Source organism: Phycisphaeraceae bacterium, assembly GCA_019636795.1.
In the GTDB taxonomy this organism is placed as follows: Bacteria; Planctomycetota; Phycisphaerae; order Phycisphaerales; family UBA1924; genus JAHBWW01.
Window position 1 is genome coordinate 128,195 of the sequence record JAHBWW010000001.1, and the last position, 14,362, is coordinate 142,556.

The 14,362-nt window shown below is 60.9% G+C and carries 11 protein-coding genes; 8 read left to right on the forward strand and 3 right to left on the reverse strand.

Annotated features, from left to right (window positions below; genetic code table 11):
• Nucleotides 1-5: 5 nt before the first annotated feature.
• Nucleotides 6-3,083, reverse strand: coding sequence for a hypothetical protein (locus KF757_00535; protein MBX3321453.1), 3,078 nt, complete (start codon nucleotides 3,081-3,083; stop codon nucleotides 6-8).
• Nucleotides 3,084-3,114: 31 nt separating this feature from the next.
• On the opposite strand from KF757_00535, the gene rnhA reads away from it, so the two are divergent.
• The 7 genes from rnhA (at nucleotide 3,115) to KF757_00570 (ending at nucleotide 11,506) form a co-directional block, all read left to right on the forward strand.
• Complete coding sequence (gene rnhA, locus KF757_00540) at nucleotides 3,115-3,567, forward strand: ribonuclease HI (GenBank protein MBX3321454.1); 453 nt, start codon at nucleotides 3,115-3,117, stop codon at nucleotides 3,565-3,567.
• Nucleotides 3,568-3,687: 120 nt separating this feature from the next.
• Nucleotides 3,688-4,743: a type IV pilus twitching motility protein PilT gene (locus KF757_00545; protein MBX3321455.1), complete on the forward strand. Its 1,056-nt coding sequence runs from the start codon at nucleotides 3,688-3,690 to the stop codon at nucleotides 4,741-4,743.
• Nucleotides 4,744-4,783: 40 nt separating this feature from the next.
• The gene (locus tag KF757_00550) at nucleotides 4,784-6,010 is read left to right on the forward strand and encodes a type II secretion system F family protein (protein ID MBX3321456.1); all 1,227 of its coding nucleotides are present in this window, start codon (nucleotides 4,784-4,786) and stop codon (nucleotides 6,008-6,010) included.
• A 60-nt stretch (nucleotides 6,011-6,070) separates the two neighbouring features.
• Nucleotides 6,071-6,769, forward strand: coding sequence for a hypothetical protein (locus tag KF757_00555; GenBank protein ID MBX3321457.1), 699 nt, complete (start codon nucleotides 6,071-6,073; stop codon nucleotides 6,767-6,769).
• 31 nt (nucleotides 6,770-6,800) lie between these two features.
• Nucleotides 6,801-9,707 (forward strand): hypothetical protein, encoded by a 2,907-nt coding sequence (locus KF757_00560; protein MBX3321458.1) that lies wholly within the window; start codon nucleotides 6,801-6,803, stop codon nucleotides 9,705-9,707.
• A complete protein-coding gene (locus KF757_00565; protein ID MBX3321459.1) occupies nucleotides 9,704-10,294 on the forward strand; it encodes a prepilin-type N-terminal cleavage/methylation domain-containing protein in 591 nt (196 codons plus the stop codon). The genes KF757_00560 and KF757_00565 overlap by 4 nt, the downstream gene beginning before the upstream one ends.
• A gap of 21 nt (nucleotides 10,295-10,315) precedes the next feature.
• A complete protein-coding gene (locus KF757_00570) occupies nucleotides 10,316-11,506 on the forward strand; it encodes a hypothetical protein (GenBank protein ID MBX3321460.1) in 1,191 nt (396 codons plus the stop codon).
• A gap of 51 nt (nucleotides 11,507-11,557) precedes the next feature.
• Here KF757_00570 and KF757_00575 read toward each other — a convergent pair whose 3' ends face one another.
• The gene (locus KF757_00575; protein ID MBX3321461.1) at nucleotides 11,558-12,694 is read right to left on the reverse strand and encodes an AAA family ATPase; all 1,137 of its coding nucleotides are present in this window, start codon (nucleotides 12,692-12,694) and stop codon (nucleotides 11,558-11,560) included.
• Nucleotides 12,695-13,063: 369 nt separating this feature from the next.
• Between KF757_00575 and sucD the strand changes: the two genes are divergently transcribed.
• Nucleotides 13,064-14,050, forward strand: coding sequence for a succinate--CoA ligase subunit alpha (sucD, locus tag KF757_00580; GenBank protein MBX3321462.1), 987 nt, complete (start codon nucleotides 13,064-13,066; stop codon nucleotides 14,048-14,050).
• Here sucD and KF757_00585 read toward each other — a convergent pair whose 3' ends face one another.
• On the reverse strand, nucleotides 14,051-14,350 hold the full coding sequence (locus tag KF757_00585) for a (2Fe-2S)-binding protein (GenBank protein MBX3321463.1): 300 nt from the start codon (nucleotides 14,348-14,350) through the stop codon (nucleotides 14,051-14,053).
• Between the last annotated feature and the right edge of the window lie 12 nt (nucleotides 14,351-14,362).

Sequence of the window (14,362 nt, forward strand, 5' to 3'; positions counted from 1 at the left end):
ATTGATCAGAGGATTGGATGTTGCCATGCAGCTGCGAGGTCGGCGACGGAGATGGCTTCGTCGCGACCTGAGGGCGTGCCGCGAAGTATCAGAACGCCGGAGGTATTGATCGGGCCACCGATGATGTTGCCAGCGAGTGGATGGCCGGCGAGTTCTGCGAGTCTGGCGAGCAGTGCAGCGGGATTTTGTGTTTCGAGCATGTACCCTCCGGGTCGCTCGCCGAACCAGTAACCGATGGCCTGGGCGCCTGTGTACAGGCCGAAATCGAGGTCGAAGCCGAGCGGGCGGCCTGCGGTTGAGCCTGCGATGAGCATTTCAGCAACGGCGCAGAGTGCGCCGCCATCGGAGACATCGTGAGCCGAGAGGGCGAGGCCTTCGCGGAGCACGCCCGCGACTGCGTGCGCCAGCGCAGCACTCGCCACGGGATTCCATCGTGGCAGATCCATTGTCGTGCCGGTGGGGAGGCCAAAGAAGCGGGCGTAATGACTTGAGCCGAGACTGGCAAAGTTGTGTTCGTGGCCTTGTCGCGTTGGTGACGAATCACTGCCGAGAGGTTCGACGAAGACGAGTGTGTTGCCCGGCTGCTTGGCGTCCATGGTGATGCATCGGGCGATATCGGGGACGATGCCGATGCCGGTGATGAGGAGCGTGGGCGGGATTTCGATGGTTCGGCCGTCGTCGGTGGTGAACTGGTTGTTGAGCGAGTCCTTGCCGGAGACGAATGGGGTGCGATAGGCCATAGCTCCGTCGTAGCAACCGACAGCTGCGCGGACGAGTGAGCCGAGGTTCTCGGGTTTCTTGCAGCTTGGCCAGCAGAAGTTGTCGAGAATGGCGATGCGCGAAGGGTCGGCGCCGACGCAGACGAGATTGCGGACGCATTCATCAATGGCGGCCAGGGCCATGAGGTAGGGATCGGCTTCGAAGTGTGTGGCGAGTCCGGATCCGATGGCCAGGCCTCGGCACGTGCCGGGGACGGGCTCGATGACGGCGGCGTCCATGGGGCCGATGCCGTCGGGGCCTCCGAGCGGGCGAATGACGGTGTTGCCCTGCACCTCATGGTCGTATTGGCGAATGATCCACTGCTTGCTTGCGATGTTGGGGTGTTGCAGCAGCGCGAGAAGGGTGTTTGCGAGTGCGCCCTCGCTGGCGCTTGGGCCTCTTTGGGGATGTGAAGAGCCCGCGCTGGCGCTTGGGTTTCTTTGGGGGGTCCAAGATGCCTCGCGCGTTGGGGTGGGGATGCCATTGTGAAGGAAGTGCATCGGCAGCCGGCCGACTTCGGTGTTGTGGTAGCGGAGGATCAGGTTGGCGCCGGGTGTGCCGAAGGAGCCGAGGACGGCGAGTTCGACGTGTTCTTCGTCGCAGATGGTCTGGATCTTGTCGAGGTTGGCCTGAGGCACCGCGAGCACCATGCGTTCCTGTGCTTCGGAGATCCAGATCTCGGTATAGGAAAGCCCCGCGTACTTGAGTGGTGCGCGATCGAGATGAACTTCAGCCCCGATTTTTTCACCCATTTCGCCCACTGCGGATGAGAAGCCTCCCGCGCCGCAGTCGGTGATGGCAGAGTACAGCACGCCGGCCTGGTCATCGCGTGCGCGAAGGATTGCGTCGAGGACGCGCTTTTCTTCGATGGCATTGCCGATCTGTACCGCGTGTGCGAACTCGTCGGCGTGTGTGTCGGTAAGTTCGGCGCTGGAGAACGTTGCGCCGTGGATGCCGTCGCGGCCGGTGCGCCCGCCCAGCGCGACGATGAGATCACCGGGTTTGGCCGAGCCTTGAGTTTTGTCACGTGGCATGATGCCGACGCAGCCACAGAACACGAGAGGGTTGCCGATGTGACGATCATCGAACCAGACGGCGCCATTGAGTGTGGGGATGCCCATGCGGTTGCCATAATCGCGAACACCGGCGACGACATTGGCCAGAACGCGACGCGGGTGGAGGCAGCCGGCGGGGATGTCGGTGATGTTTGGCGTCGCAACGCAGAAGACGTCGGTGCTGGCGATGGGTTTGGCAGCCAGGCCTGTGCCGATGATGTCGCGGATGCAGCCGCCGATACCGGTGGCAGCTCCGCCATAGGGCTCGATGGCGCTGGGGTGGTTGTGGGTTTCGACCTTGACGCACACCGCATGCTCATCGTCAAAAGCGATGATGCCGGCGTTATCGACGAAGACGGACAAGGTCCAGTCGAGGCCCTGAGCGATGAGTTCGTGCGTGGCAGCAGCAACAGTGGACTTGAGCAGGTTGTGAATGATGATGGAGCCGTCGGGATTGTGGGTGATGCCGGGACGCGGGCGTGAATGGTCGTCGAGCCCAGGGATTGGGATCCCTGGGCTTGGAGTTGGAGCTTGAGTTGGAGCTTGAGTTGGAGTCGAGGAGTATTTGATCGTGGACTTGAGGGTCTTGTGGACGCAGTGTTCGGACCAGGTCTGGGCGAGGGTTTCGAGTTCGATGTCGGTCGGCTCGCGGTTCAGGAGGCGAAATTCGTCGCGGATGGCGCGCATCTCATCGAGACTGAGAAAGAGGTGGGCATCGCGACTCAGGCGTTCGAGGGCGGTGTCGTCGAGTTCGCGGAGCGGGACGTGGCGCACTTCAAACGAGGTGGTGCGGCCTTGGGGGAAGTGAGCCGGGTGGTACGGATCGGCATGTATTGCGTGGATAACCGGGTTGGCGATGCTGAGTCGGGCGATGGTGCTGGCTTGTGATGGGTCAAGGCCTTCGAACTCGTAGCGTGTGCCGGTGGCGACCTCGGCATCGATATCGAGGAGGGCTCGAATGGCTGCGGCGAGCGATTGGGCAGCGGGGTCCATGACGCCGGGAAGGGGGTGAACTTCGATCAGTGAGGCTGCGGCCGGCGCAGGCGTTGAGCCGATGGTGCCCGATTCGATGACGGGATCGACGAGCAGGTCGTGAAGGAGGCGGGCGGCCTGGGCGTGGTCGAGGTCGGCAGCGACGAGATAGAGGCGCGCGGTGCGGACTCGCGCAGGAGCGAAGCCGAGACGCTGGGCTTCACGGAGGACAGAGGCAGCTGAGGGATCTCCGGCATCGGCGAGCGGGCGGACCTCGAAGCGGTGGACACGTTTCATGGGCGATGGTAAGGGCCGATATAGTCGAGCGATGTTGCCACACGTCGAGTTGTACACGGATGGGGCCTGTTCAGGAAACCCCGGGCCTGGGGGGTGGGCGTTTTTGCTGCGCCACCCGACGAGCGGGAAGGAAATCGAGGACTCGGGTGCCGAGGCCATGACCACGAACAACCGCATGGAACTGCTGGCGGTGATCAATGGCCTCAAGGCGCTGGGGAAGCGGTCATCGGTGGATCTGTACTCGGACTCGCAGTATGTGCTCAAGGGACTGAGTGAGTGGATGGCGGGGTGGAAGCGGCGGGGGTGGCGGACTGCTGACAAGAAGCCGGTCAAGAACGTGGACCTGTGGCAGGCGCTGGACGAATTGGCGGCCGGGCATGAGGTGAGGTTTCACTGGATCCGGGGACACCAGGGACACCCTGAGAACGAGCGGTGCGATCAGCTGGCGGTGGAGGCGTACCAGCGACTCATGGGAACTATGTGATGCTGGTTTTCGGACGCTGGGCGAGAACATTGTTGGGTTCTGGGTGAATCGGGACTGATGGAGTGCCGATCTACTCCGGGGTTGGCGCTGCGGCGTGGTGCGACCCGGAGGAGGACGACTTTGAACCTGGACATGATTCTTCGGGCTGCGTATGACGCGGATGCGTCTGATATCCACCTGGTCGCGGGCGAGCCCCCGGTGATGCGCGTGCATCAGGTGATGACGCCGATGGAGTTCCCGGTGCTGACGCCCGAGGTGGCGTCAGGAATGTTCAAGCAGATGGCGTCGGAAGAGGCGCAGGGAATCTTCGAGCGGCAGCGTGACGCGGACTTTTCGTACGAAGTGCCGGGACTGAGCCGGTATCGTGTCAACGCGCACATGCAGCGGGCGAAGATCGGTATGGCGCTGCGTGCGATCAAGACGAAGGTTCCGCCACTGGCGAATCTTGGCCTGCCGGAGGTGATTGCCAGGCTGACCTATCTGCCGCGCGGGCTGGTGCTGGTGACCGGCGACACGGGCTCGGGCAAGTCGACGACGCTTGCAGCGATGATCCAGGCGATGAACGAGCGGTATGCCAAGCACATCATCACGCTGGAGGATCCGATCGAGTACACGTTCGAGAGCGGGCAATGCCTGATCGAGCAGCGTGAACTCGGGCAGGACATGCCGACGTTTTCATCGGGGCTCAAGCACGCGCTGCGTCAGGATCCGGACATTATCCTGGTGGGCGAAATGCGCGATCTGGAGACTTCGGCGCTGGCGATCAGTGCGGCAGAGACGGGCCACCTTGTGCTCAGTACGCTGCACACGGTCAATGCGTCGCAGACGGTGGAGCGCATCATTGATATGTATCCTTCGGGGCAGCAGAATCAGATTCGGTCGATGCTTTCGACAACGCTGCAGGCGGTGATCAGCCAGACTTTGTTCACGCGATCGGATCGACCTGGAATGGTTCCGGCGGTGGAGACGCTGCTGGCGACACCTGCGGTTCGGAACCTGATTCGTGAGAACCGGACGTACGAGATTCCGAACGTGATCGAAACGAACCGGGCGCTTGGGATGTGCAGCCTGGATACGTCGATTGCGGAGTTGTATTTCAATGGGCTGATCAGTAAGGAAGACGCAATCGCACAGGCGGTGTATCCGGACAAGCTGGAGCGTCAGTTGGTGGCGTGATGCGTGCGCCCATGAGTTGGGCGAGACAGGCGGCTAGACGATGGGGACCTATCAGTATCAGGTCAAGGACCGGAGCGGGAGCATCCAGCAGGGTGTGCTGTCGGCGCAGTCGGCGGCGGCGGCGGCCAGTTCGCTGCGCAGCAAGGGCCTGCATGTTGTTTCGATCGGCCCTTCGCGCGATGGGAACTCGGGCGGATCGCTTCTGGCCACGATCGGCAAGTTTAACGAGAAGAAGCCCACGCGCAAACATGTGCTGGACTTCACGACGCAGCTGGCGGTGATGATCCGCGCGGGTATCAACCTGCGCGCCGCGCTTGAGGGCATTGCGGATCAGACCACGCACCGCTCGTTCAAGAAACTGATTCTGGAACTCAAGAGCGATGTGGAGTCGGGCCGGCAGTTTTCGGACGCGCTGGCGAACCACAGCAAACTGTTCGGCCCGCTGTATATCAACATGGTGCGCGCATCGGAAATTTCGGGCTCGTTCGCGGACATGCTGGACCGGATCGCGGGGTACATCTCGCAACAGATGGAAACGCGCAAGATGGTGGTTGGCGCGTCGATCTATCCTGCGATCATCGGCGTGCTGGCTGTGAGTGTGACGATCTTTCTATTGACGTTCGTGCTGCCGAAGTTCTATGCGGTGTTTGAAGGCAAGGAAGACGTTTTGCCCTGGGCGACGAACTTCCTGATGGCGGTGAGCAAGACGGTGATCGCCCAGTGGCCGCTGCTGCTGGCGGCTGTGGGTGTGATTGTGGGCATAATCTGGACGGCGCTCAAGACAGAGGTCGGGTCATTCTGGTTCGACAAGTTCAAGTTGACGATGCCGGTGCTCAAGAACATGTTCAGGTCGCTGTACCTGAGCCGTTCGTTGCAGACGATGGGGCAGCTGCTCAATGCGGGTGTGCCGATGCTCGACACGCTGACGATCACAGGCGATGTCTCGGGCAACCAGTTGTACAAGATCATGTGGCGCAAGGTGTACACGAGCGTCAAGCAGGGCAAGAAGATCGCAACGCCGCTTCAGAATGACAAATTGCTTCCTCGTGCGGTGGTGCAGATGATCTCGGCGGGCGAAGAGTCCGGTAAGCTTGGCGAGGTGCTTGACCAGATCAGCACGTACTACGCAAGGCTGCTCAAGGACAACATCAAGGCGGTTACCGGAATGATCGAGCCCATCATGATCCTTGTGATGGGTACGATCGTCGGATTCATCGCAATGGCGATCATCCTTCCGATCTTCAAGATGAGCCAGATCGTGAAATAGCCGATTCGTCAGAGGACAGGGCGCGGTGTGCCCGTCGGAGGACGAAGTGCTATGCGGACCATGGCGAAGGCATCTGTGCGTCGATCGCCGAAAGCTCGAGGCGGATTCACGCTGATCGAGGCGGCGCTGGCGACGGTGATCGTGGGCGTCGGGATCGTGGCGATGGTGGATGCGCAGCAGGCGTTCATCCGCTCGAACATGTGGTCGAGCCATGCGGCAACGGGCACATTTCTTGCCAATGAGATTCGCGAGCTGACGCGGCACCTGCCCAAGCACGATCCGGTGACGGGTCTGTACCTCGAGGCCGACGGAAATGGGAACTCGACGCTTCGTGGGTGGGGGCGCGAGAACGGTGAAGTTTCAGTCTTGGACTTTGATGACCTGGATGATTTCGATGGTGTGTCGTTCTCGTTCTTCGGCCCTTCGGGACTCGACGACGGGCAATACGCCGGTCCGATCAATGCGTTCGGCGAAGTCATCCCGAACATTTCGATCGATGGCGAAGTTGCGATCCGTGATGAGCAGACGGGTGTTGTTGAGCCGATGATCGGCTGGACACAGAACGTGCTCGTGCAGAAGGTGGACCCGTTCAACACAAGCGTGGTGGTCGCAAACGGCGCTTGGGAGCCCGCACTTGGCAACTTTGCGGGACGCGCGGTCCATGAATATCCGCTGCGTGTGACGGTTGAGGTGACGTATCAAGGGCCGATGGCGATCAACCCGGAGGTTGTCGCTCGAGTGACATGGATTGTTCCGTGAGCGCGGTGCAGGGGAACCTGGAGCGGTGATCATGCACAAGAAGATGCACAAGTCTGGAAAACGGCAATGGACGCGCAAGGGCGTTGCGTCCGTGCTGGCGATGATGTTTCTGATCATCTTCGGATCGCTCGTCGCGGCGATGGCGATTGCGAGTACAGGGAACATTCGAACTGCGGCGATGCACCTGCACGTCATGCGGGCCATGTCGGCTGCTGAGACAGGTTTGGCCGTGGCGGAAGGCCGGCTGCTGGGCGCTTCCCGAAGGTTTGTCGTGTCGCAGAGCGATATCGACAGCGCGTTTACGTGGGGTCTGTGGACGGGCAACGGTGCTGCGATTGGCGATCACAGCGTGCTGCCGCCGGCGAGCGGGTATTCGGAAGTGAATCCGCCCGCAGGTCTGGCCGAGGCGCTGGTGAACCATCACAACTCGGACTTGAACATCATCTCGGGCGGGTCGTTCATCGCTTCGGCACTGATCGGCTCGGCACCGGCGGGTGTTGATAACAACGAATACCTGGCGACGCACTGGGTGTACACGCCCGCGGTGGCCATCGAGGCTCCACTAAGCGAAGGTTCGCTCCCGCCTGCGTTTCAGATTCGGTACGCACCACTTGCCGATGGCCAGCACATTCGCGTGATCGTTGACGGGTTTGACTTCGACTATCGGCGGAACAATGAGCCGATCCGGCGCACAGTGAGCCGTGATTACCGCCTGGTCAAGCGCGTGAACCACGCGATCATCAGCCCAAACAAGATCATGATCGGCAAGAACGTGCGCGTGGTCGGGGACCTGGGTGCGCGATTCGACGATATCGAGTTCGAGATGGGCGATCCGCTGATTATCCGATCGGACTTTTTCGGGCTTGATCCGGTGCTCGACCAGAAATTGACGGACTTCTTCGCGGGCGTAGACGCTTATGACGTAGATGGCGACAATCGTCTGCGCGTCGGGCATCCGATCGAGTCGCAGGGGATTCCTTCGAACGAGACGGACTACAGCCAGAACGGCGAGGCAGACTACGCCTTTGTGGACGTCACCGAGGACGGATTCGTCGACGAGTTTGACATCTTTATTCGGCACTTTGATGCCGATGGCGATAAGCGCGTGACGCTGAGCGCGGCGCTGATCGCCGGAACGCCGGCGGAGGCTGCGGGTGCAACTCCTGAGTTCACCCTTGATGATGACCTGGCATTGCTGCTCGACGGCGGCAACCCTGACCGTAATCGGAACGGCGTCTTCGGGTATGAAGACGTCAATGACAATGGTCGCTACGACCCCGGCGTCGACATTCTGCTTGATTTCGATTCGCGGACCAATACATACCGCGATCTGGAACTGGGGTATCGCGACGGGTACATCGACGCGATGGACCAGTACGCGAAAGTGAACGGACGGGTGGTGTTCCGTGTGAATGCGAACGAGTGGGTCGCGGAACGTGGCGCATACGGCCCGAAATTGCGAGGCCCCGTCAGGCCAGAAGACAACCAGAGCCCGTTGATTTTTGATGCACCAGACGCGATGCTGCCCGAAATCAACGTTGACAGCTTCAGCGACACCGAGAACGCGCTGATGGCGGCAGCGTCGGGCGATGCTTTCTGGACACAAGTCGCAGCTCAACTGGGAACTGATGTTGCCTCACTGACACTCTGGCAAACGGCGAACAACCCAGGCGGACCGAATTCGCCGCATTTCACTGCTGTGTGGCCCGATGCGAATCTGGACGGCATCCCCGATAATGCGGCGGACGCGTATTTCGAGAAGTCGCCGTTCAACAGCCCAAACTATGCCGATTGGTACTACCGCCCGGTTTTCAGGCGATTCCGGTTCCGCAATGTCGTGATTCCGCTCGGGCTCAACGCGTTGTTTGTCGATTGCGAGTTCATTGGCTCGACACTGGTGGAAACGTCAATCGAGAACACCCACCCGCATTGGACTTTGTTTGGCCAGATGGTGATGAACGAAACGCTTGGATACCCGGTGCCGGCGTTTGAGCGTGTGACGTATGGGCCGAACGCAGGCGACAACCCTGCCAATGTGATTGGCGCTCCGTACCTTCCCGATACAGCACGCCCGCCACAGCAGGTGCTTGAGAAGGCTGTCTCGCCGATGGACAAGGGTGACGTGCTGGTTCCGGACATCATCAACTACACGAATGACGCGTACGCGGCTTTGCCGAACCCGCTTGTCATTGGCGGCAAGCGTGTAACCGATACGAAAAAGTTCTCGAACAACATTCGGTTCCACGATTGCCTGATTGTGGGCTCGGTCGTGGGGCGTACGCCGGTGAACTACACGCAGGTGCGCAACAAGTTGCAGTTTACTGGCGCGACTCGTTTTTCGCTGTCACACCCTGACTTCCCGCAGTCGGGCCTGCACAACCCGGACCCGGAGGATGTGCGCGAGCTGGCAAAGAGTTCGATGATGCTGCCGAACTATTCGGTGGACATCGGTACATTCAACTCGCCGCCGGAGCAGGATGTTCGTCTGACGGGCGCCATCATCGCGGGCGTGCTGGATATTCGCGGGAATGCGTCGATCAAGGGCGCGCTGCTGCTCACATTCAAGCCGGTGCATGGTGAAGGACCGCTGGTCGATGTGGCGGGCAACCCGATCGGGAATCCCGCGGGGTTCAACGCGTCGATCGGATACTTCGGCCCCGAGGACGGGGACTACGAATCGATGGATCCCGAGAGTCTGCCGCTGCACAATGGTGTGCGGATCGTGGGATGGGATCTGAATGGCGACGGGCTTGCGGATCTCGGACCGACCGAAACACCGACGCAGGCGCAGCTGAATGCAGGAGCTGTGCCGGTGCCTTTCCATGGGTACGGCCGCATCGAGTTGTCGTATGACCCGGACATGACGCTACCCAGCGGGCTTCGACTGCCGCTCCAGGTCGCGCCGCGGGCGGGTTCGTATCAGGAGGGCAATCGATGAGTAGAGTTCGTACAAGGCGCGGGTTCAGCATCATTGAACTGCTGATTGCGCTCGTGATCACATCAACGCTTCTGACCGCCACGTTGGCCGCTCTTGATGCGAGCTTCAAGTCGTACAAGGTCACAAGCGAGTCGGCGTCGACGCATGTTGTTTCGCGCATCGTGATGCAGCGATTGATGGCCATGATTCGTAACGGCGATGAGTTCGGGCCGTATCCGATCAACCCGCTGACTACGCCAATGATCGAGTCGGACTGGATGGAGTTTGTGTCGTACAGCAACGCGATCACCGGGGTGAGGCGGGTCACGACACTGAGTCGCCAGGAGAATGATGGCTCGTTTGATCTGATCTACACACTCTCAACATTTGAGGGCGAGACGCTGGTCGAAGAACAGACGCGGCCGCTCATACGCGGCTTGACGCAACTCAACTTCATCATGGAGTATGACGTTGGCCCGCGGCTCAAGCGGGTGACGGTTGACATGGTGGTGCAGCCCAATGATCTTCAGGACGCTGCTGTCGCGGCAGATCTGGACGCGCCGACGATTCGGATGGTTGCGTCGGCCTCGCCGCGCCGGGTGGATTGACGCGCGGGCGTACGATGGGGCATGAGCATTGCCGATCATCGTCGCGCCTTGTACCTTCGATGGCTCAATGAGTTGACCCGTCTGCCGACAGCTGCGGGACACGAGGGCCGAGTCATTGAGTACATCGAGCGCTGGGCAGAGCAGCGCGAAGACCTGTGCCTTGAACGCGATGCGCACGGAAACCTGACGCTGCGAGCCAGGGAGCCTTGGGGTAGTGACGCTCCGATCTATATCACGGCCCACCTCGATCATCCCGCGTTTGTCGTCGAGCGCGTACTCGGGCCGACGAGCCTTGAAGTGAGTTTTCGCGGCGGGGTGATGGACGACTACTTTGTTGATGCGTCGGTGGTGGTGTATCGCGGCGCGACTGCGATGCAGCGCGCGAGGCTTTGCGGCCCGAGCGATGGGCCTCAGGAACCGTTCAAGAGATACGTCGCGGAACTTGCCGGCCCGCTCGACGGCGTTCGCATCGGAGATGTGGCTGTGTGGGATCTGCCGATGCAGGAAGTGATCGACGGCGTCCTGCACACCAACGCGTGCGACGACCTGGCAGCTGTGGCAGCTGCGCTGAGCACTATGGAGGAATTGCGCTCCGTACGCGACGCGGGCGAGGCGGTGGGTGACGTGAGGCTGCTCTTCACTCGGGCTGAGGAGATCGGGTTTGTTGGCGCAATCGGCGCGAGTCGTGATGAAACAATGCCCAAGAACGCTCGCGTCATCGCGCTCGAGAACAGCCGGAGCTTTGCCGACTCGCCGATCGGTGGCGGCCCAATCGTGCGCGTTGGAGACCGCGTAAGCGTGTTCTCGCCGGAACTGACGGGTGCTGTGGCCAAGGTCGCGGAAGATATCGCGGGTGGGCCTTCGATGGTCACGGCTGCGCAGAAGCACAGCGAAGCTCCGGCCTGGCGATGGCAACGCAAACTGATGGCTGGTGGTGCGTGCGAGGCAAGTGTGTTCTGTGCGTATGGCTACCAGTCAACATGCGTGTGCCTGCCACTGGGCAACTATCACAACATGGCGGACCTGGACGCTGTGCAGGCGGGAACCAACGCAACCACGCCTCGCGTTGGTCGCGAGTACATCGCGCTGAGCGATTATCTGGGCATGATCGAACTGCTTGTCGGGTGCGGCATGCACCTGCCCGAGCGGCCTTCGTTTCGTGAGCGCGTCGAGAAACTGTGGGCCGAGCGGGCGTTTGTGCTGGGGTGTTGACGGGTCACGTGAACCGGCAAGGCGGGCGCGAGGTCGAACGAGTCGCTGAGATCAGTGGCCGAAGAGATTGCGCTGCGCAAACATGCCTTCCTCTTCAAAGAAATTCAGCGCCTCGTCAACCGATGCGAAGACCTTGGTTGCGGTCTCGGTGATGAATGGGCTCGGAGCCTTGGAGGGTTTCCAGACCACATAGACCTCCTTGGCGTGTTCCCATGCGTGCTGCAGTTCGCGTTCCACTCCGCTGGAAAGGCCCGGAATCGACTTCCCGCCTTCGCCCGAGAGTTCGGGGACATACGAACAAATCATGTCGGCCTGATCGATGAGTTTGAAGTCTCGCATATAGATCTGGCCGTCGATATCGCCGGCGATGTCGAGGACCTCGCGTGTGCGCATACGGATGGGTTCCATCTCTGACTGCACGCCTCCGAGTTGGTGGGGCATGTGGTCGAAGAAGTCTCGCCCTTGCTTGACAGCCTCAAGGGCGCGATCGAGCAGGAGTTTCTCATCGACATCGCCGGGGTCGAAGGTCACGAAGTGTTGCGCCAGAGCAGAGCGAAAACTGTCGATCTCGGCCTGAACTTCGGGCATGTCCGCGACGTGGCTCATCGGGAAACTTGGGTAGACCTTGCGCATCTGCGGGCGGCAGACGAGTTGGAACATCGTGCGATACGTCTCGCTGTGGCGCCCGCGGCTGACGATGTAGAACCGGCTGCCGGGGATGGCCTGGCTCATGAGTTCTGTCGCGAGGATTTCCTCTTCGCGCCAGACCATGCAGTCCTTGAGCGTGGCGTCGATATCGTGCTCAGCGTGCAGGCGGTGGTGCACCACCTCGATGTTGTCAACGAGGCAGATAAAGACGGTGGGCTCGAGTTTACGGACCTGATCAAAGTCGAACGCAGCGAAGAGACCGTGCCTCCAGCGGAAAGTCGCGTGCGTGTTGACAATCACATTGGTGTGCTCACGCGAATCAGCGATCACGTCCTTAAAGGCTGCGCGGCGAAGCGAGTTGAGGCGGCTCAGCGGCAGGTCGAGGATGCGCCCGGGCCGAACGTCCGGAGCCTCGGCATACATCATGTCCCCGACGTTATAGATCTGGATGGTTTCGCCCTGCTCGCCCGCAAAGCGACGGACGGCGTTCAGGTACGATTTCTTATCGAGCCCGATCTGCCCGGTGACAATGGCGCGCATGTGTTCTCCCGTGTGTGCCTTCCTGGCCGAAGTATAAGCGAAGATCGTGTCGCCGGTTGGAGTCTGAAACCCCGGATCAGTGTGTCGGACTGTTTAGCACGATCCAACCCCAAGCAACGCCTCGCGCTCTGTATCTCTTCTTGGACCTCATCGGGTTTGTCGCGGCGACTCTGTGTCTGATCGGTGCGGTTGAGCGCACGAGCCTTTTTACCCCCAAAGAGCTTCGGCTCATTGATCGCATGCCGTGGTCCTCGAAGAAGTCCAGCCCAACGCTCCCCCGCCCTTGAAACTCACCGAGTACAGCCTCGCGATCAACCGGCACCTAGGCTTACAACCCGCTCGAACGGGTTGGACTCCTGGAGGTTGAAGATGGCGATTCTGGTCAACGCCGATACTCGTGTCATTTGCCAAGGCATCACCGGCTCATTCGGTGCAATCCACACTCGTGGTTGTTACCACTATGGCACCAAAATGGTCGGCGGGGTGACGCCCGGCAAAGGGGGCCAGAAGGACGACAACGGCCTTCCGATCTTCGACACCGTCGAGCGGGCAGTACAGGAGACCGGCGCAAGCGCCACGATGATCTTCGTCCCGCCCGCCTTCACGATGGATGCGATTCTCGAAGCCATGGACGCGGGAATCGAATTGATCTGTGCGATCACCGAAGGCGTCCCGGTGCAGGACATGGTCAAGGTGCGAGCGATCCTCGACGAGCGGAATCTCGCTGCTCGCGGAGCCGACGTTCATCCGCGCCAGAGCCTCTTCACGCTCATCGGCCCAAACTGCCCCGGCATTATCACGCCTGGCCCCAAGACTGGCTCGGGAAGTAGCGGCAAGGACCCCTACACCAACGCTGGGTGCAAGATTGGCATCATGCCCGGGTACATCCATACTCACATCTCCGAAGCCAAGAGCGGCAAGGCCGTCGGAATCGTGAGCCGCTCGGGCACGCTGACCTATGAAGCAGTCTGGCAGACGTCAAATCTGGGCCTCGCACAATCGACATGCATCGGAATCGGCGGAGACCCGGTGCGCGGACTGAGCCATATCGATGCGCTCAAGCTCTTTCAGGATGACCCCGATACAGCAGGTATTCTCATGATCGGCGAGATCGGCGGCACCGACGAAGAGGCTGCCGCTGCGTACATCAAGGATGAAATCACCAAGCCGGTTGCCGCGTTTATCGCTGGCCGCACCGCTCCCCCGGGCAAGCGAATGGGGCACGCAGGAGCGATCATTTCGGGCGGCGAGGGCACCGCTGAGAGCAAGATCGCCGCGCTGCGCGACGCCAGTGTGACAGTCGCAGAAACCCCCGCCGATATGGGGCGTGCGATGGCCGAGGCGCTGGGGCTGTAATCACGTAGTCCGCGGCTCGTCGGATGATGACTCATCTTCTTCCGGGCGCGCACCTGTGTCGCGGTAAACCTGTCTCTCCTGGCCATATCGCTCGGGGCTTATGCGCAGGTCGGGCGTCCGGCCTGCAGCGTGGTCGTCGTGCAACTTCTTCAGGAACGGCACACACCAACCACACCCCGTGCCCGCGCTCAGACACTCCGAGATCAGCGAAGCAACCGGCGGATCCTCGCGGTTGAGGTAGGTGCGAATCTTGCGCAGCGACACGCGAAAGCACAGGCAGACATGGTCGTCCGGGTCCACGACTGATCGTAT

Bases quoted from the DNA above. Each gene is read 5' to 3' on its own strand.
- sucD (MBX3321462.1), top strand. From the start codon at position 13,064: ATGGCGATTCTGGTCAACGCCGATACTCGTGTCATTTGCCAAGGCATC.
- KF757_00575 (MBX3321461.1), bottom strand. From the start codon at position 12,694: ATGCGCGCCATTGTCACCGGGCAGATCGGGCTCGATAAGAAATCGTAC.
- KF757_00550 (MBX3321456.1), top strand. From the start codon at position 4,784: ATGGGGACCTATCAGTATCAGGTCAAGGACCGGAGCGGGAGCATCCAG.
- KF757_00565 (MBX3321459.1), top strand. From the start codon at position 9,704: ATGAGTAGAGTTCGTACAAGGCGCGGGTTCAGCATCATTGAACTGCTG.
- KF757_00555 (MBX3321457.1), top strand. From the start codon at position 6,071: ATGGCGAAGGCATCTGTGCGTCGATCGCCGAAAGCTCGAGGCGGATTC.
- KF757_00570 (MBX3321460.1), top strand. From the start codon at position 10,316: ATGAGCATTGCCGATCATCGTCGCGCCTTGTACCTTCGATGGCTCAAT.
- KF757_00535 (MBX3321453.1), bottom strand. From the start codon at position 3,083: ATGAAACGTGTCCACCGCTTCGAGGTCCGCCCGCTCGCCGATGCCGGA.
- rnhA (MBX3321454.1), top strand. From the start codon at position 3,115: ATGTTGCCACACGTCGAGTTGTACACGGATGGGGCCTGTTCAGGAAAC.
- KF757_00560 (MBX3321458.1), top strand. From the start codon at position 6,801: ATGCACAAGAAGATGCACAAGTCTGGAAAACGGCAATGGACGCGCAAG.